This is a genomic window from Kouleothrix sp. 19917 (genome assembly GCF_057073505.1).
Genome location: NZ_CP097099.1, coordinates 3,640,693 through 3,663,470, shown reverse-complemented (window position 1 = coordinate 3,663,470; position 22,778 = coordinate 3,640,693). Strand labels below are relative to the sequence as shown.

Below are 22,778 nucleotides of genomic sequence, written 5' to 3'. Positions count from 1 at the left end.
CTGGCCTACATAAAGCCCGCGCCGCTGGTCTTCGAAATGCGCTTGTCGAGTGTGCCGGCGAAGCTCGCCAGGCTGTCGGCGTCGAGCGCCTCTAGCGCATTCAGCTCTTCTTCGCTCAGGTTGTAGCCCTTGCACGCCTCGCGGGCATTTTCGATCAGCGCCTTGCGGAATTCGGCATCGGTGACTGCGCGGCCAATCACGCGCTCGACATCGGATTGTGACATAGCTTAGCGGTTCCTTTCTGCAATGGAGCGTAAACGTTCAAGCTCGCCGTTCGCACCTATGGATATAAACGTATCTTTTGCACGTTTTAGGTACGCTTCGCCTGCGGAAACGTTGCCATGTTTCAGCAGCGCCGCCGCGTAGGCTGCCCAGCTTCGCCCAAGCTCAAACTGATCGCTGGTTTGCTCGAATACCTCGACGCTGCTGCGGAAGTGCTGCTCGAAGTTTTTGCCGCGCGCGGCCTGCACTCGCCCGATCAGCCGGTGCGCCACGCCGGTTTCGTGCCGGCTGCCGATTGCTGTGCTCAGGCGCATGGCTTCTTCGGCGTGCTGTGCGGCGCGCGCCAGCTCGCCAGTGCCGAGCGCGGCTTCGGCCAAGGCGTTCAGCACTTCGACCTTCAGGCGCTGGGCGTCGAGCTGTTCGGCTTTTTCCTGCGCAAGCTGAAGCAGCGCCTGCGCGCCCGCGAAATCTTCATTCATCAGCAGCACATTGGCCTTGTTCACCAGCGTGCTGCCTTCCTCGGGCGCGCTGCCAAGCGCGCGGTGCAGCGCAAGCTCCTCGTCGTAGCGCGCCAGCGCCGCATCATACTCGCCCTGCCGCGCCGCAATCAGGCCCAGAATGTCGCAGCACTGCGCGTAGTTGCGCTGGTCGTTGATTTCTCGCGCCAGCGCCATGGCGGTGCGGCTGCGCGCTTCGGCCTCGGCGTAGCGGCTGAGCGACACAAGCGCCCAGGCCATGTTCAGGTTGGCGAAGATCAGTGCATAGCGCAAGTTGATGCGCTGGGCGATTTCCTCGGCCACGCGGTACTGCTCGATTGCGCGCTCGTATTCGCTTTGCAGCTGCCACAAGTAACCCAAATTATTATGCGAGGCGACCATGCCCGGCAGGTCGTCGACCAGGGTGCGCAGGCTCAGGCTGCGCTCGAAGTGCGTGCGGGCACGCGCATAGTCGCCGCGCATGCCGTGGGTCGCGCCAAGCGTTGAATGCAGGCGTGCCTCGGTTTTCTCGTCGTCGAACGAGTTCGGGTCGTCCTGCACAGCGCTCAGGCCAGCTTCGCAGGCGGCAATCGCCAGATCGAACTCGCCGCGCCGCCAGCGCACCAGCCCGATGTCGGCATTAATGATCGAAAGCGCCAGTGGCGAAACGCCGGGCGCGCCGCTCTGCACAATGGCAATAGCCTGTGCCAGGGCATCCAGCGCGGCGGCATACTGCCCCTGACGCTCCAGCACGTTGCCGCGTTTGCGGTGCGCGCGCCAGGTGGCGTTGGCCGCCAGCCCCGGCGCGGCCAGAACGGCGGCGTGCTGGCCTAGCGCGTCGTCGTAGCGGCCAATGGTGGCGAACACATCGCCCAGCGCGTCACGCACGGCCCACGCGCGCGGGTCGGCGTCGTCGCCCGCCAGCGCATCGAGCGCCCACTCAAAGGATTGAATCGCCTCATCGTTGGCGAAAACCGCCCCCGCGCTTTGCCCCGCCAGCAGCAGGTAGTCGACCGCTTTGTCGCGCCGGTCGCTCAGGCGGTAGTGGTGCGCCAGCAGACCATAGTAGTCGTCGAGGTCGCCGGCGTAGCGCCGTTCGAGATATTCGCCAATGCGGCCGTGCAGCTCGCGGCGGCGCGCATACAGCATACTCTGGTAGGCCACTTCCTGAATCAGCGCGTGGCGGAAGGTATGGACGCGCTCGGGCTCCAATCGCTCCAGCGCGGTCAGGTCGGCCGCGTCGAGGCGCGTCAGGTCGCGCAGCAGGCTGGTCTGGTCGAAGTTCTGGATCGACTGGAGCACGCCAAACGGGATGCGCTGGCCGATCACCGAGGCCAGGCGCAAGACGCTGCGGCTCGCTTCATCCAGCCGGTCGATGCGGGCCAGCAGCAGGCCATTCAGGCTGTCGGGCAGGTCGGCAATGGCGGCCTGAACGCGGTGCATCGCGCTGGGCGGCAATTCGCCGGGCTGGGCCGACAAACCGGCGGCCTGCAGCTTGTCGAGCACGGCGCGCAGCAGCTCGGAAAGAAACAGCGGGTTGCCCTCGGCGCGTTCGACCAGCTGCTGCACCAGCGTGGGCGGCAGCGCCTGCCCGCCAGCCAGCGCCGCCACCAGATCGCCGCTCTGGTCGCGCGAAAGCTCTTTGAGCGCGAGTTCGTGCGCGCCGTCGGGCTCGGTGCCGAAGAGCGCGGCCGGGCGATGCGCGCCAAGCAACAGCACGGGCTGCTCGCCAAGCGCGCCAGCCATGCGACGCCACAAGTCGAGCGAGACCGAGTCACACCAGTGCAGGTCCTCAAAAAGCGTGAGCACTGGGCCGGCGCGCGCGCAGCCAAGCAGCAATTGCTCCAGCAGCTCGAAGCGGCGGGCCTGGCGCATCTGTGGGTCGAGGCCGCGGGTCAGGCGGTTTTCCGGCACGTCGAGGCGCGCGAGGTCGCCCAGCAGCGGCAGCCACTCGTCCATACCCGGCCCCAGCGCGGCCAGCTCGCGCCCAATCTTCGCGGCGCGCGTGGCGTCGTCGTCGCCCGAGCGGATGTCGCACAGCGCCTTGAGCCATTCGCCCCATGCGGCGTAGGGGATTTCCGAGGTGTAGGAAAAGCACGCCGCCTGGATGATCCGCACGCCACGGGCGGCGGCTTCGGCCAGCAGCGCGGCGGTCAGGCGGCTTTTGCCCACGCCGGCCTCGCCCGCGATTCGCACGGCGCGCCCTTGCCCGCCGGTCGCCGCATCCAGATGCGCCCGCAGCCATGCCAGGTCGGCCTCGCGCCCGATCAGGGGTGTGTCGTCGGCCATGGCCTCGCCACCGGCAGGCTGGTCGCGCAATCCGGCCAGCTCGAACAGCTGCACCGGCAGGGCCTTGCCTTTCAGCATCAGCGCGCCCCGGTCGTCGCACTGGATGCGCGCGCCAATCGCCTGGGCCGCCGCCTCGCTGCACCACACCTGCCCCCATGCGGCCTTGCTCATCACGCGCGCGGCGACGTTCACAGCATCGCCCATGACGGTGTACTCTTTGCGCACATCGCTGCCGACATTGCCGGCAAAGGCGGTGCCGAGGTTCAGGCCAATGCGCTGCTTAAGAGCGACTGGTTGCGTGGTGCGGGTTGCAGATTGCGAAAATAGCTCTGCGATCTGCGTTGTGCATTCCCCGATTCGCGCCTGCATCTCGAGTGCGGCGCGCGCGGCCCGCTCGGCGTGGTCCTCATAGGCGGCGGGCGCGCCAAAAATCGCCACCAGCTTGATGCCCTCGTCGGCAACGTCGAGCTTGTTCACCATGCCGCCAAAGCGCTCGACGGCCGCGTGCATTGCGGCAACATACAGCTGCGCGGCGCGGGCAGCCTCGGCAGGCGGCAGCGCCTCGGCCAGGTCTTCCAGCCCCACCACCTGCGCGAACAGCACCGTCACTGGTCGCAGCTCGGCCTCGATCTGCGGGCGCTGCGGTTCGGCCAGAATGCGCCCGAGCAGCACGGGCGGAATAAAGCGGCTGACGCGATCAAGGTCGTCGAGCAGGGGCGGGATGGCCTCGGCGGGCGGTGCAACAATCGGCGGGTTTTCGGGCAGGGGCAGGTGTGGGCGGGCCGGCGAGCGCAGCGCGTGAACGCGGTGAAACCCCGGCGCAACGTCGTCGGCGCGGGCCAGTTCGGCAATATTTTCCCAGGTGCCCGGCCCAACTACCACTTCGTTCGGCTGGGCATGGCCCTCGGCGGCGGCCACGCGATTGACCGTCGCCCCTAGCACGCTGTAGTGGAGGTGCTCGGTGCCACCCGCGCGCAAAAAGGCCACGCGGCCACTTTCCACGCCAACATGCAGGTGCATGGGGAAGCTGCCAATGCCCGGAACTTCCTGCACATAGCCGTGCATGGCGGCCTGTAGCGCCAGGGCAGCCCGGCTGGCCGCGCGCGGGTGGCGGTCGCCGCTGAAAAACACCAGCAGCGCATCGCCGCCAAACGCCACCAGGTCGCCGCCGTAGTCGTGAATCACCTGGATCAGGCGCGCAAAAATCTGGTTCAGGCAGGCGGTCACCATCTCGGTGCCTTCGCGCCCAAGCGTGCTTAATCGCTCGGCCAGCGCCGTCGAGCCCGACAGGTCGGCGAAGAGCAGCGAGCCGTCGAGCCAGTGCAGGGCCGGGCTTTCGGCGCTGTGCGCGAGCTGGTCGAGCAGGGTGCGCGGCAGGTAGGAAGCGATGGCGGCGCGGGCGCAGGCCAGGTGCACAAACGCTTCGATCAGGCGGCCGGCGTCGTCGCCACGCGCCATGTCGCCGGCCAGGTCGGGCGGCAGGTAGCGTGCCGCGCGCGTGGCGACGGGCGGCAGAATGAGGGGTTGCGCCGGGGTGGCCGGCGGTGCATGATTGGTCTGCGCCATACCGGAATCTCTCAATGCAGGCTGCGGTGCGTGTGGTTTATGGCAGGGTGTCGTATGTATCTGGGCCAATTATAGACGAGCAGATCGGCCATGACAAGCCGTGCGCGCTGACGCCACGCTCGGCGCGGCACGAATGCCACATTCGGATACCGCATTGCAATGCGCCAGGGTTGCGCGCCTGCCACCTCTATACTACAGCATAGCGTAGCGAACCAGAATGTCAGAAGCTTCTCAGCTTGTCAGCGTAACTTAAGCGCGCGCCCACTCGCCTGTGATGGTGATCCCACCTGAGCAGGCATATACTCGGGGCAACGAACGACGTTCTTGATATATAAGGAGACACAACAATGCGACGGATACTTGGTTCGATTGCTGGCCTGGCGGCTGCAGCAGTGCTCTTTGTACAAACCGCCAGCGCGGGCAATGGTGTCGTGAATCCAGCCTTCCAGCGCCTCTGGAATCGCCAGGATCTGCCGATCGCGCTGCACCTGACTGGCCGCTCGTGGACATGGGGGCCAGCCGCGATCAGCCCGATCATCCGTGAGGACTTCGCGGAGGGAGCGGATGGCAAGCGCGCGGTGCTGTACTTCGACAAGAGCCGCATGGAGATCAACGACCCGACCGCCGACCAGAACGCGCAGTGGTACGTGACTAACGGCTTGCTGCCGATCGAATTGATGACCGGGCGCCAGCAGAACGGCCTGGGCGTGTTCGCCCAGAAGTCGCCGGCCACGATCACGGCGATCGGCGATCCTGGCCAGTTCCCAACCTACGCCGATCTGGTTCACCTGTACCAGAACCCCGGCCAGGTCAACCCCGGCGATCTCGGCAAACCGGCCACGGGCTTTCTGAACACCGATGGCAGTATTAGCGGCTTTAACGACTACGCCAACGACCCGGCAACCATGCTGGTGCGTGGCGACAACAACCACGGCGTTGCCAGGGTTTTTATCGACTATATGAACCAGCAGGGCGTGGTGTCGGAAAACGGGCAGTATTTCGAAGGCAAGGTTTACGATCCGCTGTTTGTGTTCGGTCTGCCGGTCACGGGCGCGTACTGGGTGAAGGCGAACGTCGGCGGCGTTGAGCGGCCGATCCTGTTTCAGGTGTTTGAGCGGCGCGTGCTGACCTACAATCCCGCTAACAATCCAGCTTTCCGCGTCGAGATGGGCAATGTCGGCCAGCACTACTACCAGTGGCGCTACGAATAGCTCGCTTGCTAGAGCAGGAGTCAGCATTCAGCCACCAGTAGGCAGCGGGATTCGGCTTTCTGACGCTGTTTCGGGCAACGACACTGGTTTAGTATAGATCTGAAAGCCGCTATAAAACCCAACACGAAAGGGCCGCGAGTATCGTGCTCGCGGCCCTTTCGTGTTGGAGTTGGAAAGTTGCAGGTTGTGACGACCGACGACGGACGGAGGACGAAAGAGGTTTCACCGCAAAGAGCGCAGAGAGCTTGAAGATTTGCAGGTTGTCGGTTCCTGCCAACTGCTAACTGCCAACTGCGCTTACTCTTTCACCCTTATAACCTGCCACCCTGCCACCCTGCAACCTGCCAACCTACTCGATCGGTCCGTCGCCATTGCGCGAGGCCATGGGAATGAAGACCTGCGTGCTGCTCAGCAGGCCAAGCGGCTGGGACATAATCGGCCCATATTCGTGCGTTGCGCCGCCATTTTCGGTTTCGACCAGCCAGTAGGTGGCGGGTGCATCCGTGGGCGCGCCCGTGTCGAGGAAGGTGTAGCGCGCGCCGCCCTGCCCGCGCCCCTGCGCCGGGATCAGCTCGGGGTTGATGCGCGTGGCGTGCTCGCGGGTGCCATCCTCGCTGCGGAAGATGTCGAAGCCCCAGGTATCGTTCTCGCTGGCTGTTGCCCAGGCCACCAGCACGCCGCCCGGCTGGCGCTGCGCCGTGAAGGAGCTGAGCGTGACGGCAGTCGGCGCGATCGGCGTGGTTACGCTGGCCTGGTCGTCTTCGGCGGGGTTGTTGTTGCCCGGCACCGAGTCAGGGTCGTATGGCAGGCTGGCGCTCACCTGCGCGGTGTTCGTGACTTTGTCGGCGCTGAGCACCAGCACGGTGATGGTAAGCCTGACGCGCTGCCCAACCGCCAGCGCGCCAATCGACCAGGTGCCGTCGTTGGGGTTGTAGGTGCCGACGCTGGCGCTGTGGCTGCGATACTCAACCTCGGCGGGAAGCGGGTCGCTCACGGCCACGCCTGTGGCGGCATCGGGCCCGCTGTTGGTGAGGGTAATGATGTAGATCAGCTCGTCGCCCTCGGTGGCGGTAGGATTATTGACGTCTTTGGTCAGGCTCAGGTCGGCGACCAGTGGGCGCACCGTGGCGCTGGCCTGGTCGTCTTCGGCGGGGTTGCTGTTGCCCGGCACCGAGTCGGGGTCGGGCTGGTTGGCGGCGGCGACCTGCGCAGTGTTGACTTTTGTGCCGGCGGTGAGCACGCGCGCGCTGACCTGGAGCCGCGCGCTCGCGCCGACCTTGAGCGTGCCAAGCGTCCACGCGCCGTTCAGGTAGTTGTAGGTGCCTTGCGCGGGCGCGCTGCCCACGTACTCCAGCCCGGCGGGCAGCGGGTCGCTTACAACGACATTCGTGGCGATGGCAGGGCCGGCGTTCTGCACCACCACGTCGAAGGTCACCACCTCGCCAACATTCGGGCGCGGATTGTCGACCGTTTTGGTGAGCGACAGATCGGCCGGGGTGATTTGGTCGATGTCGTTGCCGCTTGCCAGAAACAGGTTGTTCATGTTGTCGCGATACGCCAGCGACACGTCGTTGCGCACCGGGCCAACTGGCGCGTTGGGCGTGGTGCGCAGGCGCAGGCGCACGCTGCCGCCGTTGCCAACGGCAATCTTCTGGTTCAGCATGTACACAACCGCGCCGCCCTGCTGGCCGCATGTGCCGGTGTAGGGCAGGTTGATCGCGCAGCTTTCGAACACCGTGTTGGCCGGCAGCGTGTCGGTGATGACGGGCAGGAGCGCCGCGCCCGGTACCGACAGCGGCGAGGGTGCCATGGCGGCGGTGTTCGTGAACTGAATCGTGTAATCGAGCACCTGATTGGGATGCACATCGACCAGGCCATCGTCCTTGCTTACCACAACGCGCGGTGTGGGCGGCTGCTGGAAGTAGGCTGGCACGCCTTCCTGCCCTTCCTGAATGAAGTGGCGGTCGTTGCCGGCGCAGGTCACGATCTTCCACCAGCCCGTCTCGGGATTCGTGATGATGTCGCCGGTGCCGCGGCTGGTGCGCGTGCCGGTGTTCCACGTGCCGCGCGCCGAGGACGTGCCGGTGAACACTGTGCCGCCTGGCGAGTAGTAAAGAATTCCGCCACTGGTGTCCATGTCGAAGTTATGAAAGGCGATCTGGGCCGAGCCGGGCGCAACATACTCGTAGAGCGTGAGGCAGTTGGTTGGGTTTTGCGGGTGCTTGAAAGCGGTTTGCAGCGCGCCAATAATGATCTCGTCGCCGGTTCCCGCCTGCCCGTCGGGGTCGTCGTAGTTGGCGGGCGTGCGATTATTCGGGTTGTTGTCGGTGTCGATGCCAGCGCGCACCCGCCACACATTGCCGTTGTCGCCCTGCGCCTCCGAGCGCACGAGGTAGGTGCCGCACTGCACAGGGGCGGGCAGCGTGTACAGGCGCTTCCAGCTGGTGGCGGCGTTGGTGGGCGCGTAGCTGCGCTGCACCAGGCTACCGGGCGCTCCCGGCCCGGGGTCGCCAATGCCGGGGCCAATGCTGATATTCCGACCATACAGCTCGAATGTGGTGGCGAGGCCAGGGTCGGTGCGCAACTCGTCGGCCGCGCCGCTGCCCGACATCTCGGGGCTGTACAGGTCGATCATCACTGGCTTGTCGGCCGGCCAGCCACACGGAATAGCTAACTGGACATAATAGTAGCCAGTGCCCTGGCCGTTTTGCGGGTTGCTGTACCACGCGCCCTGCGTGAGCGGGAAGTTCGGCCCAAACGCCTCGACAACATAATCGTCGATGCCAACCGGGGGCAATTCGGCGGCGCGCGTAAGCGGCAGCACAAGCCCCAGGATCAGTGCCAGCGGGAGGACAAAGGCCAGCGCCCAGAGCAGGCGGGCGCGGGTGCCGCGCCGCAGGCTGGCCGGCTGCTGAAACAATACAATAATCTTTTCTTTCACGCGCAACCTCAAACCTTTTTTTGCGGGCAGGAATGGTTTTTGCACTCGTAACATGGCCTGTACTGCTGCCCAGAAGGGAGTAAGTCGTGTGATCATAGCTGGCTGATATATATAAATGAGATGTACAGAGGTGCTGCGATGTAACGATTTGTTCACGCGGTTTGTGCCGCGCAAGCGCGCCGGGCTGCAACTTTCCGGCGTATGCGCGCCCGAAACATACAATTGCCTGCTTGCGCTAATTGGCGCGCTAACGCCGCCGGGCCGCGCACACGCGCAGCCCGGGCAGATAACAGCTCTGTAAGATTGTGATTATGAGATCAGGTCGTACGCTCGATGGCCGCACTGCCGTTGGGGAACGATACCACCACGCTGTGGTCGCGCAGCGACTTGGCGACCTGATCGCGCCCAACGATGAGCGCGCGCACCTGCGGCCCGCACGCCAGCCCGACAATCGCCTCGGCGTGTGGGGTCGCCAGCGGCGGCTCGACGATGATCATGCGGTCGGGGCGGCCCTGCGCGCAGACCTGGGTGGCAAGCTGCCACAGGCTGCCGCCCGGCCCCGCGCCCGCCGAAAAGCGCCACTCGCGCAGGTGCAGCTCGCCGCCGGCCCAGCCGGCCAGCGCCAGCGCGAGCGCCAGCCCGCCCGCGCCAAGCGCGACTCGCGCAGACCGCGCGACAATGCGTGCAAAGGGCACACGGCTGATCACCAGCGCCACAAGCAGCGCGGCCATAATCAGTGGCAGGTAGAGGTAGCGCGAGTCGGGTGGGGAGGTGAAGGGCGCGGTGGGCAGCAGCGTGAGCGCGAGCGCCAGCAGCAGCGCACGTGGCAAGCGCCCGCCGCGCCCAATGCGGGTGGCGCACCAGCCGCATGCGGCCAGCAGCACCAGCGCCACCATCGCGCCGAGTGGCACCAGCCAGGGGTTGTCGGCGTGCTCGGTGCCGGTGAGCGGCGCGACGAGCAGGGCCAGGCTGCGCAGCGGGTTGAGGATGATCTGTGGGCCGAGGCCGTAGCCGCCCGCTTGCAGCAGGTAGTTGCGCCGCTCGACGGCAACCTGCAGCGCGAGGTAGGCGAACGTGAGCAGGGCGGGCAGCGCCAGTGGTTGCAGCCAGCGCCGCCAGCCACCAGCCGCCGCAGGTGGGCGCGCGCCCCAGCCAAACAGCGCCAGCAGCGGCAGGCCGATCACGGCGCTTTCTTTGGCGAGCAGGGCGAGGGCGAGCGTTGCGACAAGGAGAAAGGGAGATAAAGAGGCAGAGCGACGCGTGTTTTCGGGCCTGCCTGCCACATTATTCTGATTGATTGATACCCAGAGGTGCAGCGCCGCGAGCAGCAGCGCCGCCGCCAGCAGCTCGCTCTGCGCCGACACCCACACAATCGCCTCGAAGGGCGCGGGGTGCAGCGCCACCAGCGCGCCGGCCGCCAGCGCGCCTGCGAGGCGCATGGGCGTGTGCGGTGCACCCGTGCGGTTCTGCGTTGGGGCGTATGCAATACGCCCGTTCTGCAGTTCTTCGTGTGGGCGTATTGCAATACGCTCGTTCTGCAGTTCTTCGTGTGGGCGTATTGCAATACGCTCGTTCTGCAGTTCTTCGTGTGGGCGTATTGCAATACGCTCGTTCTGCAGTTCTTCGTGTGGGCGTATTGCAATACGCTCGTTCTGCAGTTCTTCGTGTGGGCGTATTGCAATACGCCCGTTCTGCAGTTCTTCGTGTGGGCGTATTGCAATACGCCCTTCGCCGGTGATGCGCCAGGCGAGCCAGCCGGCCAGCGCGGCGTTGAGCAGGTGCAGGGCCAGCGATACCGCGTGAAAGCCGCGCGGGTCGAGGCCGAAGGCGCGCACCTGGAGCCAGAAGAGCAGCCACACCAGCGGGCGGTAGAAATGCGTCTGCGCGGCCGGGTCGAAGGCGGCGCGGGCGAGCTGAGCCGCGCTGAGCCCGCGAACGTTGAGCAGCCACTGGTAGTCGTCGGCGGCGAAGGGGCGCGCAAACAGCTCGCGCTCGGCGTAGAGCGCGCAGGCGCAAATGGCCAGCGCCACGAGCAGCGGCAAAAACCAGCGGCGCGGGGTTGTCATGTGCGCGGCCCGCGAACGGCGCTCGAACGAAAAAGCCTGACCATAGACACTCCGGGCTGCAATGCGAACGGCGGCTATCTTACCATAAACTGGCACGCGCCCTGGCTTGCCACGCGATTTGCCGGCCCGCCGCAACGCAGCTACAATCCACGCACTGCACACAGATGAGGCCGCCCATGCGCCTGCTGGTTGTCGACGACGCGCCCGATATTGCCACGCTGCTGAAGCTCGCCTTTCAGATGGATGGCTATGCCGTCGATACAGCCCTGCGCGCCGCCGATGCGCGCGAGCTGGCGGCGGTGAACGACTATGATGCGCTGATTCTCGACCTTAATTTGCCCGACGCCGATGGCGTGGAGCTGTGCCGCGAGCTGCGCGCCGAGCAGCCGCGCCTGCTGATTATTATGCTTACGGCGCGCGCCGAGCGCCCCGACATCATCGCCGGGCTGGACGCCGGGGCCGACGACTACCTGGCCAAGCCGTTTGATTACGAAGAATTGGTGGCGCGCGTGCGGGCGCTGCTGCGCCGCGACATGCGGGTGCGTGCGCCGGTGCTGCGCTGCGGCGATCTGCTGCTCGACCCGGCGGCTGGCACGGCCGAGCTGGCTGGCAAGCCGCTGCGCCTGCCGCGCAAGCAGTTCCGCATTCTGGAATATTTGCTGCGCCACCGCGGCGAGATTGTGAGCCAGGAAGCGCTGCTGGAACACGTCTGGAATGCCGAGGCCAACCCCTTCACCAACGTCGTGCGCGTGCATATCAACGCGCTGCGCCGCGCCCTGGGCGACACGGTGGCGCAGTCGCGCTTTTTGCGCACGGTGGTTGGCGAGGGCTACTGCCTGGACGACTTCGGCGCGGGCTTAACAGAAACTTTATCCCCCGGCGCGTATGCTGCCTCCGACGATATTGCTTCGGAGCAAAGGAGGCACCCCATGAACCCACGCGCCTGGAACGAGCGACGCGCCGACGCGCCCACCCTGCTCGTTGTCGACGACGCGCCCGACATCACGCAGCTGCTGGTGGTCTATTTTCATCAGGCTGGCTGGAACACGCTGGCCGCCTACGACGGGCGCGCCGCGCTGGAGCTGGCCGAGCGCGCCCAGCCCGCGCTGATCGTGCTCGACCTGGGGCTGCCCGATATGGACGGGCTGGATGTGTGCCGCGCGATCCGCCAGCGCTCGGCGGTGCCGATTGTGATGCTGACCAAGCGCAATACGCCCGAAGATCGCGAGCGCGGCCTGGCGGCTGGCGCAAATGCCTATGTCACCAAGCCCTTCGACGCCGATGAGCTGCAGGCGATTGTGCGGGCGCTGCTGCCGTAGTGCAATCGCAAGAAAAATATTCAAATTGAACCACCAAGACACCAAGACACCAAGGTTTTAGAATGCCCTTCTTGGTGCCTTGGTGTCTTGGTGGTTAACGGAAATGACTTTTCTACGGGCGCGATCAGGCCGCCCGCGCTTCCTGGTTGAGGCCGTCGACGATCAGCGCCTGCCCGGCGATATAGGTCAGCCAGACCACGTCGCCAATTTGCGTGAAATGGGCCTGGCGAAACAGCCGCGCCGCCAGGATCAGGTCGGAAAGCAGGAACAGCCCGCCGCCTACGGCCGCGCCGGTGTAGCGCCGGTCGGTGGTGGCAAGCGCGGCGGCCGCGCCGGCCATGCTGGCCAGCAGCAGGGCGTAGGCCAGCGCGCCACAGTTGAGCGCCGCGCTGATCTTTGGGTTGCGCACCAGCCCCAGCCAGCCGGCCAGCGCCACCAACCATGCCAGCGGCAGCGCAGCGCGCCCAGCCGCCGGGATGCCCGGCGCTGCCGCCCGCCGCGCGCCGAGCGCCCGCAGGTAGCAGCCGTGGCCCACGCCGAAGCTCAGCATGCCGAACAGCACATGCTCGGGCAGCGGCAGCAGCTCGGCCATAATCAGGTCGCCCACAAAGCCGCAGCCCATGCCCGCCGCCACCAGCCGGGGCGGGCCGCGTCGCGCCTGGGCCAGCGCCGCCAGCAGCACCAGCGCCGACGAAAGCATGCGCAGTGGCCGTGGAATGCGGTTGACGCCCCGCTCGTCGCGCTGGCCCAGCAGCAGCCCCAGAAACAGCAGCAGGCCAGCCAGCGCATAGATCAGCCTGGCTGTGCGGCGCAGCGTTGCACTTGGCATATGCAAACCCTCCACTTGCGAAAATCTGACGGCACCATCATACCAAATGCAGTAGCATGCCTTGCGGCTGGCGCGTGTGGCGAACTTTTCTGCACGCTGATCATTCGCGCACCACCCGCCGTCCGGCAACCATTTCGCCCCAGCCGCTAAAGCAGCGGGCTAGATTACAGCGAAGCCCGCCTTCGCGGGCTGTCTGGGTTAAATTGTAAAGCACCATAACGACCGGGCTGATCGTACAAAGCTTCTGCGAGGCTGGCGAGCAGCAGCCCTGCAAGGGCTTGGTAGCTTCAGCCCGACCGTTCATGGTCGGGTGAACCGGTATGTGTTGTGGCGGTTGGCTTCCAGCGGCTTCAGCCCCGCGCCACAGAAAGATCCGTCGCACCCATGCGCGCAAGCAGGCGCGGCACCAGTGGTATACTGGCGCAACTCACAGTTTGGGTTCTCTCCACTGGCGCGCGTGTTTGCCCTGGAAGGCACAACTGACCTTCGGCACGCCGAGCCGCAGCACTATTGAAGGAGCCAGGAGATGCCGGTCCACGCCAACGACCAGGGCTGGGTAATCGAAACGCGGTCCACCGCCTACGCGCTTGGGCTGAACCCGGCCGGCCTGCTGACGCACCGCTACTGGGGGCCGCGCCTGCCGCTGCCCGGCGACTACCCGCCGCCGCCAAGCCCGCTGGCCTGGGCGTCGTTCAACAACCCGGCGCAGCTTACCCGCGAAGAATTCCCCACCTACGAAGACATGAAGTTTACCGAGCCGTGCATCATGGCGGTTTTTGCGGATGGCGGGCGCAACCTGGTGCTGCGCTTTGCCGAGGCCGAAATTGCCGGCGAGGAATTGCGCATTGTGCTGCGCGATATCGGCTACCCCTTCGCGCTCACACTCCACTACCGCGCCCACGTTGACTATGATCTGATTGAGCGCTGGGTGACGGCGACAAATGAAGGCGATGATCCGGTCACGCTGGAACGGCTGTGGTCGGCGCAGTGGCACCTGCCGCCCGGCGAGAACTACCGCCTGAGCTACCTGCACGGCCGCTGGCTGGATGAAACGCACCTGCGGCGCGAAACGCTTGGGCCTGGCATCAAAACGCTGGAAAGCCGCCGCATCACCACCAGCCATAATAGCAACCCCTGGTTTGCGCTCGACCGTGGCAACGCCGACGAGGATGGCGGCGCGGTGTGGTTTGGCGTGCTGGCCTGGAGCGGCAACTGGAAAATGCAGGCCGAAACGACCGACTTTCAGTCCACCCGCGTCAGCATCGGGCTGAACGACTGGGATTTCGCGTGGCGGCTCATGCCCGGCGAAACCTTCACCGCGCCCAGCAGCCTGGCTGGCTTCACCGACGGCGGCTTTGGCGCGGCCAGCCACCACCTGCACGATTACATCCGCGACACGCTGCTGCCGCATGGTAAAGATGTACATAAAGTCTTATACAACTCCTGGGAAGCGACGACCTTCTCGGTGGATGAACCCTCCCAGGTCGCGCTGGCCGAGCTGGCGGCCGACATGGGCATCGAGCTGTTTGTGATGGACGACGGCTGGTTCCACGGGCGCGCCACCGACAACGCCGGCCTGGGCGACTGGTGGCCCGACGCGCAGAAGTTCCCCAATGGCCTCGCTCCGCTGATCGAGCGCGTGAATGCGCTGGGCATGGACTTCGGCCTGTGGGTCGAGCCCGAGATGGTCAACCCCAACAGCGAGCTGTACCGCGCCCACCCCGACTGGGTGATCCACTTCGCTGGCCGGCCGCGCACCACTGGCCGCGACCAGATGATCCTCAACTTCGCGCGCGCCGACGTGCAGGAATACATCATCGGCCAGCTCGATACGCTGCTCGCAGAAAACAATATTGTGTTCATTAAATGGGACATGAACCGCAACGTCAGCGAGCCCGGCTGGCCCGACGCGCCCGGCGACCAGCGCGAGCTGTGGGTGCGCTATGTCCACGGTCTCTATCACGTGTGGGGCACGCTGCGCGAGCGGCACCCGCATGTGATCTGGCAAAGCTGCTCGGGCGGCGGCGGGCGTGCCGACCTGGGCATGCTGCGCCTGGCCGACCAGATCTGGACCAGCGACAACACCGAGCCGGTGTCGCGCCTGTCGATTCAGGAAGGCTTCTCGCAAATCTTCCCGGCCAACACCATGGAAGCGTGGGTGACCGACATGGGGCCGAGCTACCTGCCGCTGGAGTTCCGCCTCCATGTCAGCATGTGCGGCTCGCTGGGCATTGGCGGGCACCTCGTGCACTGGGGCGAAGCCGGCCGCGCCGAGGCCGCGCGCTGGATCGCACTCTACAAAGAAGTGCGCGAAGTCATCCAGCTTGGCGACCAGTTCCGGCTGCGTTCGCCGCAAACACATGGATTCTCGGCGCTGCAATACCTCGCGAAAGATCAGTCGGAAGGTGTGCTGTTCGCGTTTCGCACCTTTGTGCCGCTGCCACCCGCGATGTCGCACTTGCCGCCGCAGCTGCCGCAGCTCTACCTGCGCGGGCTCGACCCGCAGGCGCGCTATACCGTCGAAGGGTTCGCGGGCGTGCGCTCGGGCGCAAGCTGGATGCACGCGGGCTTGCAGATCGAACTGCGCGATTTCGGCAGCACCGTGCGGCGCATCCGGCGGGTCGACTAGGGCGGAATTGGTTACACGTTGCAGGTTGGCAGGTTTTGGGTTGCAGGTTAGCAAGTTTGAATGTTGCAGGTTGCCGAGCTTAGCTCGCTGCCTACTGCCTACTGCCTCCTGCCTACTGCCTGCTGGTCGCTTCTTGGTTCTGCGGTTCTGTGGTTCTGTGGTTCTGTGGTTCTGTGGTTCTGTGGTTCTCGGTTCTCGGTTCTCGGCTCTACCAAAAGGTCCGTATGAGCGAACACACGCAGGAACCCGCGCCCACGCGCCCGCTCGCGCTGCCCATGCGCCCGCGCTCGCCCGCCGAGCCGCACCGCGCCTCCACGCCGCTGGAGCTGCTGTTCGATCTGGTGTTTGTGGTAGCGGTAGCGCAGGCCTCGGCGGGGCTGCACCACATGCTGGCGGAAGGGCATGCCGGCCTGGGCGCGCTGCGCTTTGCAATGATCTTTTTCGGCATCTGGTGGGCCTGGATGAACTTCTCGTGGTTCGCTTCGGCCTACGACACCGACGACGTCCTGTATCGCCTGACGACCTTTGTGCAGCTGCTTGGCGCGCTGATCCTGGCCGCTGGCGTGCCGGCTGCTTTCAACGACTCGAACTTCAGGCTGATGGTGGCGGGCTATGTGGTGATGCGGCTGGCGCTGGTGACGCAGTGGCTGCGTGCCGCCCGCGCCGACCCGCAGCACCGCAGCACGGCGCTGCGCTATGCCACGGGCGTGACCTTTGTGCAGGCGCTGTGGATTTTGCGGCTGCTGGCACCCGACAGCTGGCAGATCGCTGGCTTTGTGCTGCTGGCGCTGGCCGAGCTGGCCGTGCCGATCTGGGCCGAGCGCGCCGGCGTGACGACGTGGCATGCCGGCCATATTGCCGAGCGCTATGGCCTGTTCACGATCATTGTGCTGGGCGAGTCGATCCTTTCCAGCGCGCTAGGCATCCAGTCGGCGGCGCAGGAAAGCGGCTTTGGCGGCGCGCTGCTCGAAATCAGTGCCGGCGCGCTGCTGATTGTGCTGAGCATGTGGTGGCTGTATTTCGACCGCACTGCCGACGACATGCTGACCTCGCTGCGCGTGGCGTTTGTGTGGGGCTACGGCCACCTGTTCCTGTTTGGGGCGGCGGCGGTTGGCGCGGGGCTGGCGGTCGCGATTGATGGCGCAACGCACCATGCCGAAATCAACGAACTGGCGGCTGGCGCAGCCGTGGCCGTGCTGGTGGCCTTGTACCTGCTGGCGCTGCTGCTGATGCACCTGCGGCCATCCGAGCGCGGCTGGCAGTTTCTGCCCGCGCTGGTGACGGCGGCGCTGGTGGCGGTGACGCCCTTCACCGGCCACGCAGTGTTGCTGGCTGGCGTGCTGCTGGCGGGGCTGGTGGGTGTGAAAATCGCGCTGCGCAGCCGCGCCGCCGCATTCCCGCCCGCCGAAGAGGCGCTCCTATGACGGGCTACTCGGGCAAGCCGCTGGTGGCGAAACTCGGCATCCGGCCGGGCTTCCGCGTGGCCGCGCTCGATGCGCCAGCCGATTATGCGGCGCTGGTGGCTCCGCTGCCGGATGGCGTGGCGCTCAGCTGGGACATGGCCGCGCCGCCGTACAATTGCATTCACCTGTTTGTGACGCGCTACGCTGACATGGCGGGGCTGCTGCCCGCCGCACAGGCCGCGATTGTCGCAAACGGCATGATCTGGGTCTCGTGGCCGAAGCGCGCGGCGCGGGTGCCCACCGATATTACCGAGGACCGAATTCGCGACATGGCCCTTGCGCTGGGCCTGGTCGACATCAAAGTCTGTGCGGTCGATGTGACCTGGTCGGGGCTGAAGCTGGTCATCCCTCTGGCGGCGCGCCCGGCGGATGCCCACGGCAGCTCGCGCAGATAGAGGAGGCTTGCGCTACACATCTCGACGCTGCAATGTGCAAACCGTAATTCGGTAAAAGGAGACCGCACCCATGGCGAAAATTACCTTCATCGGCGCAGGCAGCACTGTGTTTGCCAAAAACCTGATGGGCGACATCCTGAGCTACCCTGAGCTGGCCGGATCGACCATTTCGCTGTTCGATATTGACGACGAGCGCCTGCGCACCTCGGAAATCGTGGCGCATAAAATCGCCAGCACCCTCGGCGCGCCCGCCAAAATCGAAAGCACCACCGACCGCCGCCGCGCGCTCGATGGCGCCGACTATGCGATCTGCATGATTCAGGTTGGCGGCTACAAGCCCGGCACCGTCACCGACTTCGAGATTCCCAAGAAGTACGGCCTGCGCCAGACGATTGCCGACACGCTGGGCATTGGCGGCATCATGCGCGGCCTGCGCACCATCCCGGTGCTGCTCGACATGTGCCACGACATGGAGGAAGTCTGCCCCGACGTGACCTTCCTGCAGTACGTCAACCCCATGGCAATGAATTGCTGGGCAATTAGCCGCGCCACCAAGATCAAAACCGTGGGCCTGTGCCATAGCGTGCAGGGCACCGCCGAAGACCTGGCCGAGGACATTGGCATCCCGATTGGGGAAATCAACTATGTCTGCGCGGGCATCAACCATGTCGCCTTCTACCTGCGCTTCGAGCACAACGGCCAGGACCTCTACCCGCGCATCCGCCAGGTGATCGACGAAGGGCGCGTGCCCGACTGGAACCGCGTGCGCTACGAAATGCTCAAACACCTGGGCTACTTCGTCACCGAGTCGAGCGAGCACTTCAGCGAGTACACGCCCTGGTTCATCAAGCGCGACCGCCCCGACCTGATCGAGCGCTTCAACGTGCCGCTGGATGAGTACATCACGCGCTGCGAAAACCAGATCGCCGGCTGGCACAAGATGAAGGCGCTGTACGAGAGCGACGAGCCAATTGAGATCGAGCGCAGCCCCGAGTATGGCTCGCTGATCATTCACTCGATGGAAACCGGCACGCCGCGCGTGGTATATGGCAATGTGCCGAACCGCGGCCTGATCGACAATCTGCCGCAGGGCTGCTGTGTCGAGGTGCCGGTGCTGGTGGACAAGAGCGGGCTTCAGCCGACCAAGATCGGCGCGCTGCCGCCCCAGCTCGCCGCGCTGATGCAGACCAACGTCAACGTGCAGTCGCTGGTGGTTGAGGCGGCGCTCACCGGCAAGCGCGAGCATATCTACCACGCAGCCATGCTCGACCCGCACACCGGCGCGGAGCTGGATCTCGACCAGATTCATTCGCTGGTGGATGATCTGATCGCCGGGCACGAGGGCTGGCTGCCGGCGTACAGCTAATTTCATTTTGCGGGTTTAGTTGTATCCGCAGATTACGCAGATTACACAGATAAAGCGTTCGCTCGTGAACAATAATCTGTGGCATCTGTGTAATCTGCGGATGTTTTGTATCCTGCCTGTGCGTGTGGATTAGGCTTTGGGCGTGATGCGCGGCACAAGCTCGCTGGCCATGCGCGCCACAATGCCGTCGGGGTAGGGGTAGCGCAGGTTCAGAATAAGGTGTGTTGCGCCAGCGTCGACGAACCCTTGCAGCGTCTGAATCGTCTCGTCGAAGTTGTCGTAGTTCACCATCACCTGCACCGACAGCTCGATTGCGGCGGGGTCGCGCCCAACGGCGGCGCAGTGGTCGTGCAGCACCTGCACTTTGTGCGTGAAGGTTTCGACCGGCCCGCCCGCGAAGTTCCACACGTCGGCGTACTGCGCGGTGATGCGCAGGGTCAGCTGCTCGCCGCTGCCGCCGATCACAAACGGCGGGTAGGGCTTCTGCACCGGCTTGGGGTCGCAGCGCGCTTCTTGCAGGTGGTAGTAGCGCCCGTCGAAGTCGGTTAGCTCCTGCGTGTACAGCCGCTTGATGATCTCGCAGGCCTCGCCCATGCGGCGGATGCGCTCGCCGGGGGCGTACAGCTCCAGGCCCATGCTGCGATGCTCGTACTCATTCCAGCCCGCGCCAATGCCCATGTCGAAGCGCCCATTCGAGATCACGTCAATCGTCGCGCCCATGTGCGCCAGCACGGCTGGGTGGCGGTATGTGTTGCCCGCGACCATCAGGCCCACGCGGATGTTGCTGGTTTGCGCGGCCAGGGCGGCCAGCAGCGTGAAGCCTTCGTAGCACGGCCCGTCGGGCGTGTCTCGGTTGATGGGCGAGAAATGATCGAACAGCCAGCCGTGCTCGAACGGCGGCGTGGCGTCGGCCTCCTGCCAGACGCGCAGCATAGCCGGGTAGGTCGTGTGCTGCGGCGCGGTCTTGATCCCAAAGCGAAGCGTGCCCATGGCGGTCTCCTCTCTGTCTGTGCGGAGCTGCTTGCGCGGCGCGTTGATTATACGCCCGAATCGCGGGCAGTGCGGGGCGATGGCGACCAATGATGAAGGACGAAGGACGGAGGACGAATGACGAAGGACGAAAGACGACGGCCAGGTTCACCACGGAGGCACGGAGGCACGGAGATTCTTGGGTCGCAGGTTGCAGGTTGCGAGTTCGAAAGTTGAGCCGGGGCGTATTGCATACGCCTGTTGCAGGTTTGAAAGTTTGAAGGTTGGAGGTTTGGTGGCTGCATACTGCCGACTGCCGACTGCAGACTGCCGACTGCATACTGCCGACTGCCGACTGCAGACTGCCGACTGCATACTGCCGACTGCCGACTGCAGACTGCCGACTCAGCACTCAACACTCAACACTCAACACTCAACACTCAGCCCTGGCGCAGGTCGGCGGCGATCAGGCGGGCGGCGGCATTCTGCCAGTTGTAGAGGGTGCGCTCGGGCACGCTGCTGCGGAACCACTCCAGCGCCTCGCGCTCGGTCGGCGGCGTATCGGGCTCGGCGCGGCGGCTGTAGGGCTTGAGGCCGGCCACGTAGGGGAAGAACAGCGCATTGTAGTGCCGCCACTCGTCGGTGGTGCCAAAGGCCGCCGCGCTGCGCGGTTTCAGGCGCGCAATGCTTTCGGCCAGCAGCGCCTTGAGCTCGGCGGCGCGCTCCAGCGCATCGTCGGGGGCGCGGCGTGCGGCCAGGCGCTCGGCAATCACCGGCAGGCGCGTGAGCGGGCTGGACGCCAGCCGCGCCAGGTCGCCGTAGTGGCTCAGCGCCCGGCGCGTCAGGCGCGCAAACTCGGCTTCATCAAAGGCTTCGGGCGCGGCGGCGGTATTGACACGCGGCAGCGCGCTGGCCGCGCCGCGCAGGTCGGCGCGCTCATGCTGCATGGCGGGCGCGCCCGCAAACACCAGCTCATCGAGCCAGGCCGCGAAGTGGTCGGCCCAGCTTGCCAGCGCAATCGCCAGCGCCACCACGGCCAGCAGAAGCAATTGCATCGGCAGGGTCGCGCCCGCGCCCAGGCTGATCGCCAGCGCCACCTGCGCGCCAAACAGCAGCGCCAGAATGCTGGCCGCCGCCGCCGAGCGCAAAATGTCGCGGCGCAGCGTTTCGCCCTCGTCCAGCGCGTCGAGCAGCGCAATTGCCAGCCCAAGCAGCAGCAGGTCGCACTCGATCATCAGCAGCTTGGCGGTGTGCGGCAGCGCGGGAAGCTGAAAGGCCAGCAGCGCCACGCCCAGGCCAAAGAACAGCCCGGCCAGCACCAGCAGGCCAAGCTGCCCGCCAGGACGGATGGCGCGGCGCATGTGCACCACCAGCGCCAGCGCGCCAGCCAGCGGCAGCACCGCCAGCAGCACGGCCAGCGCATACCACGCGCCGCCTGTCACAGCCAGCGCGGCGATCAGGGCAAACAGCGGCATAACCCCCAGCCGCCAGCCGCGGTCGAGCGCGGCGCGGCGCGGCCACTCGTCGGGCAGCAGGCGCACGAGCGCGCCGGCCCACAAGAGCGCGGGCAGAAAGATCAGCAGGGTGTGCGCGAGCGCCAGCCAGCGCGCCGGGGCAGAATCGGGCGCAGCAGCGCGCGCCAGTGTGTCGGCGGCCAGCGCCAGCGCATAGGCGGCCAGCCCCAGGCCGGCGCGACGCAGCAGCGGCTTGCGCGGATTGCGCGCCAGCAGGTATAGCCCGAGCCACCAGGCCAGGCTGAATGTTCCAATGTCGAAAATAAGCATGTGCGCGTTCTGGTTGGCCAATTGATGCCAGAGATATACCCGATGCCACGCGATTCGTCAACCGTAATCACCAAGAAGATAAAAGCCACAGAGCACACAGAGGTCACGGAGAATAAACAAACTCAGTGATCTCTGTGCACTCTGTGGCTCAATTAATCGCTTTTCATCACCATCTGCGTAATCTGCGTAATCTGTGGATGATCGCGCTTACACCTTGCGCGCCAGCCGGCGCAGCCCCACGTACTCGGCCAGCCCGATCAGCGCGGTGAGATCGGCCACGCCTGCGGCCAGCCAGCGCCCGCCCACCGTCAGCGCAAACGGGTTCGCCGCAACTACCACCACGCTGGCGAGCACCCACAGCGCGCACAGCCCAATAATGATCTGCGCCGCTCGCGGCCGCAGCTCGGCGCGCCATGCCTCATACGCGATCCACGCCGCCGCCAGCAGCAGATCCGCGCCAAGCACCTGGAGCGCGAAGGTGCCGCCCAGGCCCATAAACTGCGCCAGCGGCGCGGCGTCGAGCAGCAGGATTGCGCCGCACAGGCCCGTCACGATTGCGTCGGCCTGGAGCGCGCGGCGCAGCAGGTTCGACTTTGCGGCGGCGGGGGTAAATGTCGTCGTTGCCATGGTTGTTTTCCTTTCAGCTTGGTGTGTCGGTTCACGCCCCGAGTGTATGCCGTCGCGCGCTGCCATTTCAAGGAAAAAGGGTGCCAATTGGTGCCAATTGCGGGCATGTTTGGCTAAATCAAATACGTTTCGAATAAGAAAGCCAGAAGCGTTTACCACAGAGGCACAGAGGCACGGAGGGCTTCAGAATGCATAAGGTTTGGTGCCCTGGTGGTTATTTGAGCTGAGAAGAAACGAAGCCCCGTTCACGGGGCGCGGCTCGGTAGCGCGGCGGCTTATAATATTCAACAAAATAACTCGGCAATCGCGTTTCGCCCGGCCGCTAAAGCAGCGGGCTAAATTGCGGCGAAGCCCGCCTTCGCGGGCTGTTTGGGTTAAATTGTAAACACCACAAGCGGGCAGGGGTCGAGACCAAATCGCAAGCCCCGTTCACGGGGCGTGGCTCCGTAGCGCGGCGGCTTCAGCCCCGCGCGGTGCGTGTCGGTTTCGCCCGGCCGTAAACGACCAAATCAATCCAATGCATTTCAAATAGCCACAACGACACCAAGAACGAATAACATCCTGATGCCCTCCGTGTCTTCGTGTCTTCGTGGCAAGCGTTCCCTTGCCAGCCCCGCGCCCGGCGC

Annotated in this window: 14 protein-coding genes; 6 read left to right on the top strand and 8 right to left on the bottom strand. The window is 65.4% G+C overall.

The features are described 5' to 3' along the window. Nucleotides 1-5: 5 nt before the first annotated feature. Both M1P90_RS14980 and M1P90_RS14975 read right to left on the bottom strand, forming a co-directional pair. Complete coding sequence (locus tag M1P90_RS14980; RefSeq protein ID WP_483703547.1) at nt 6-224, bottom strand: Franean1_4349 family RiPP; 219 nt, start codon at nt 222-224, stop codon at nt 6-8. A gap of 3 nt (nt 225-227) precedes the next feature. Beyond that, nucleotides 228-4,553 (bottom strand): adenylate/guanylate cyclase domain-containing protein, encoded by a 4,326-nt coding sequence (locus tag M1P90_RS14975; protein ID WP_483703545.1) that lies wholly within the window; start codon nt 4,551-4,553, stop codon nt 228-230. 347 nt (nt 4,554-4,900) lie between these two features. On the opposite strand from M1P90_RS14975, the gene M1P90_RS14970 reads away from it, so the two are divergent. Next, nucleotides 4,901-5,764 (top strand): hypothetical protein, encoded by an 864-nt coding sequence (locus tag M1P90_RS14970; protein WP_483703543.1) that lies wholly within the window; start codon nt 4,901-4,903, stop codon nt 5,762-5,764. 349 nt (nt 5,765-6,113) lie between these two features. Here M1P90_RS14970 and M1P90_RS14965 read toward each other — a convergent pair whose 3' ends face one another. Further along, entirely contained in the window at nt 6,114-8,705 is a 2,592-nt protein-coding gene (locus M1P90_RS14965; RefSeq protein WP_483703541.1) for a DUF11 domain-containing protein, read from the bottom strand. 317 nt (nt 8,706-9,022) lie between these two features. Beyond that, a complete protein-coding gene (locus tag M1P90_RS14960; protein ID WP_483703539.1) occupies nt 9,023-10,771 on the bottom strand; it encodes a hypothetical protein in 1,749 nt (582 codons plus the stop codon). A gap of 176 nt (nt 10,772-10,947) precedes the next feature. Between M1P90_RS14960 and M1P90_RS14955 the strand changes: the two genes are divergently transcribed. Then, nucleotides 10,948-12,090, top strand: a complete 1,143-nt coding sequence (locus tag M1P90_RS14955) for a response regulator transcription factor (RefSeq protein ID WP_483703537.1) — start codon at nt 10,948-10,950, stop codon at nt 12,088-12,090. Between the two features lie 124 nt (nt 12,091-12,214). On the opposite strand, the gene M1P90_RS14950 is transcribed toward M1P90_RS14955, so the two are convergent. After that, a complete protein-coding gene (locus tag M1P90_RS14950; protein ID WP_483703535.1) occupies nt 12,215-12,919 on the bottom strand; it encodes a lysoplasmalogenase family protein in 705 nt (234 codons plus the stop codon). A 526-nt stretch (nt 12,920-13,445) separates the two neighbouring features. Here M1P90_RS14950 and M1P90_RS14945 point away from each other — a divergent pair. The 4 genes from M1P90_RS14945 (at nt 13,446) to melA (ending at nt 18,772) form a co-directional block, all read left to right on the top strand. Beyond that, nucleotides 13,446-15,548 (top strand): alpha-galactosidase, encoded by a 2,103-nt coding sequence (locus tag M1P90_RS14945; protein ID WP_483703533.1) that lies wholly within the window; start codon nt 13,446-13,448, stop codon nt 15,546-15,548. A 224-nt stretch (nt 15,549-15,772) separates the two neighbouring features. Next, nucleotides 15,773-16,972 carry a low temperature requirement protein A gene (locus tag M1P90_RS14940; protein WP_483703531.1) on the top strand — a complete coding sequence of 400 codons (1,200 nt, stop codon included), beginning with the start codon at nt 15,773-15,775 and terminating at the stop codon, nt 16,970-16,972. Continuing rightward, nucleotides 16,969-17,406: a hypothetical protein gene (locus M1P90_RS14935; protein ID WP_483703529.1), complete on the top strand. Its 438-nt coding sequence runs from the start codon at nt 16,969-16,971 to the stop codon at nt 17,404-17,406. Before M1P90_RS14940 ends, M1P90_RS14935 begins: the two co-directional genes overlap by 4 nt. Before the next feature lie 70 nt (nt 17,407-17,476). Beyond that, nucleotides 17,477-18,772, top strand: coding sequence for an alpha-galactosidase (melA, locus tag M1P90_RS14930; RefSeq protein ID WP_483703527.1), 1,296 nt, complete (start codon nt 17,477-17,479; stop codon nt 18,770-18,772). A gap of 129 nt (nt 18,773-18,901) precedes the next feature. On the opposite strand, the gene M1P90_RS14925 is transcribed toward melA, so the two are convergent. The 3 genes from M1P90_RS14925 to M1P90_RS14915 all read right to left on the bottom strand — a co-directional run bounded on the left by M1P90_RS14925 (nt 18,902) and on the right by M1P90_RS14915 (nt 22,152). Next, complete coding sequence (locus M1P90_RS14925) at nt 18,902-19,762, bottom strand: LLM class F420-dependent oxidoreductase (protein WP_483703525.1); 861 nt, start codon at nt 19,760-19,762, stop codon at nt 18,902-18,904. Nucleotides 19,763-20,181: 419 nt separating this feature from the next. Then, nucleotides 20,182-21,525: a hypothetical protein gene (locus tag M1P90_RS14920; protein WP_483703523.1), complete on the bottom strand. Its 1,344-nt coding sequence runs from the start codon at nt 21,523-21,525 to the stop codon at nt 20,182-20,184. Between the two features lie 207 nt (nt 21,526-21,732). Continuing rightward, entirely contained in the window at nt 21,733-22,152 is a 420-nt protein-coding gene (locus tag M1P90_RS14915; protein ID WP_483703521.1) for a hypothetical protein, read from the bottom strand. Nucleotides 22,153-22,778 lie beyond the last annotated feature (626 nt).

Bases quoted from the DNA above. Each gene is read 5' to 3' on its own strand.
- M1P90_RS14980 (WP_483703547.1), bottom strand. From the start codon at position 224: ATGTCACAATCCGATGTCGAGCGCGTGATTGGCCGCGCAGTCACCGAT.
- M1P90_RS14975 (WP_483703545.1), bottom strand. From the start codon at position 4,553: ATGGCGCAGACCAATCATGCACCGCCGGCCACCCCGGCGCAACCCCTC.
- M1P90_RS14970 (WP_483703543.1), top strand. From the start codon at position 4,901: ATGCGACGGATACTTGGTTCGATTGCTGGCCTGGCGGCTGCAGCAGTG.
- M1P90_RS14960 (WP_483703539.1), bottom strand. From the start codon at position 10,771: ATGACAACCCCGCGCCGCTGGTTTTTGCCGCTGCTCGTGGCGCTGGCC.
- M1P90_RS14955 (WP_483703537.1), top strand. From the start codon at position 10,948: ATGCGCCTGCTGGTTGTCGACGACGCGCCCGATATTGCCACGCTGCTG.
- M1P90_RS14950 (WP_483703535.1), bottom strand. From the start codon at position 12,919: ATGCCAAGTGCAACGCTGCGCCGCACAGCCAGGCTGATCTATGCGCTG.
- M1P90_RS14945 (WP_483703533.1), top strand. From the start codon at position 13,446: ATGCCGGTCCACGCCAACGACCAGGGCTGGGTAATCGAAACGCGGTCC.
- M1P90_RS14940 (WP_483703531.1), top strand. From the start codon at position 15,773: ATGAGCGAACACACGCAGGAACCCGCGCCCACGCGCCCGCTCGCGCTG.
- M1P90_RS14935 (WP_483703529.1), top strand. From the start codon at position 16,969: ATGACGGGCTACTCGGGCAAGCCGCTGGTGGCGAAACTCGGCATCCGG.
- melA (WP_483703527.1), top strand. From the start codon at position 17,477: ATGGCGAAAATTACCTTCATCGGCGCAGGCAGCACTGTGTTTGCCAAA.
- M1P90_RS14925 (WP_483703525.1), bottom strand. From the start codon at position 19,762: ATGGGCACGCTTCGCTTTGGGATCAAGACCGCGCCGCAGCACACGACC.
- M1P90_RS14920 (WP_483703523.1), bottom strand. From the start codon at position 21,525: ATGCTTATTTTCGACATTGGAACATTCAGCCTGGCCTGGTGGCTCGGG.
- M1P90_RS14915 (WP_483703521.1), bottom strand. From the start codon at position 22,152: ATGGCAACGACGACATTTACCCCCGCCGCCGCAAAGTCGAACCTGCTG.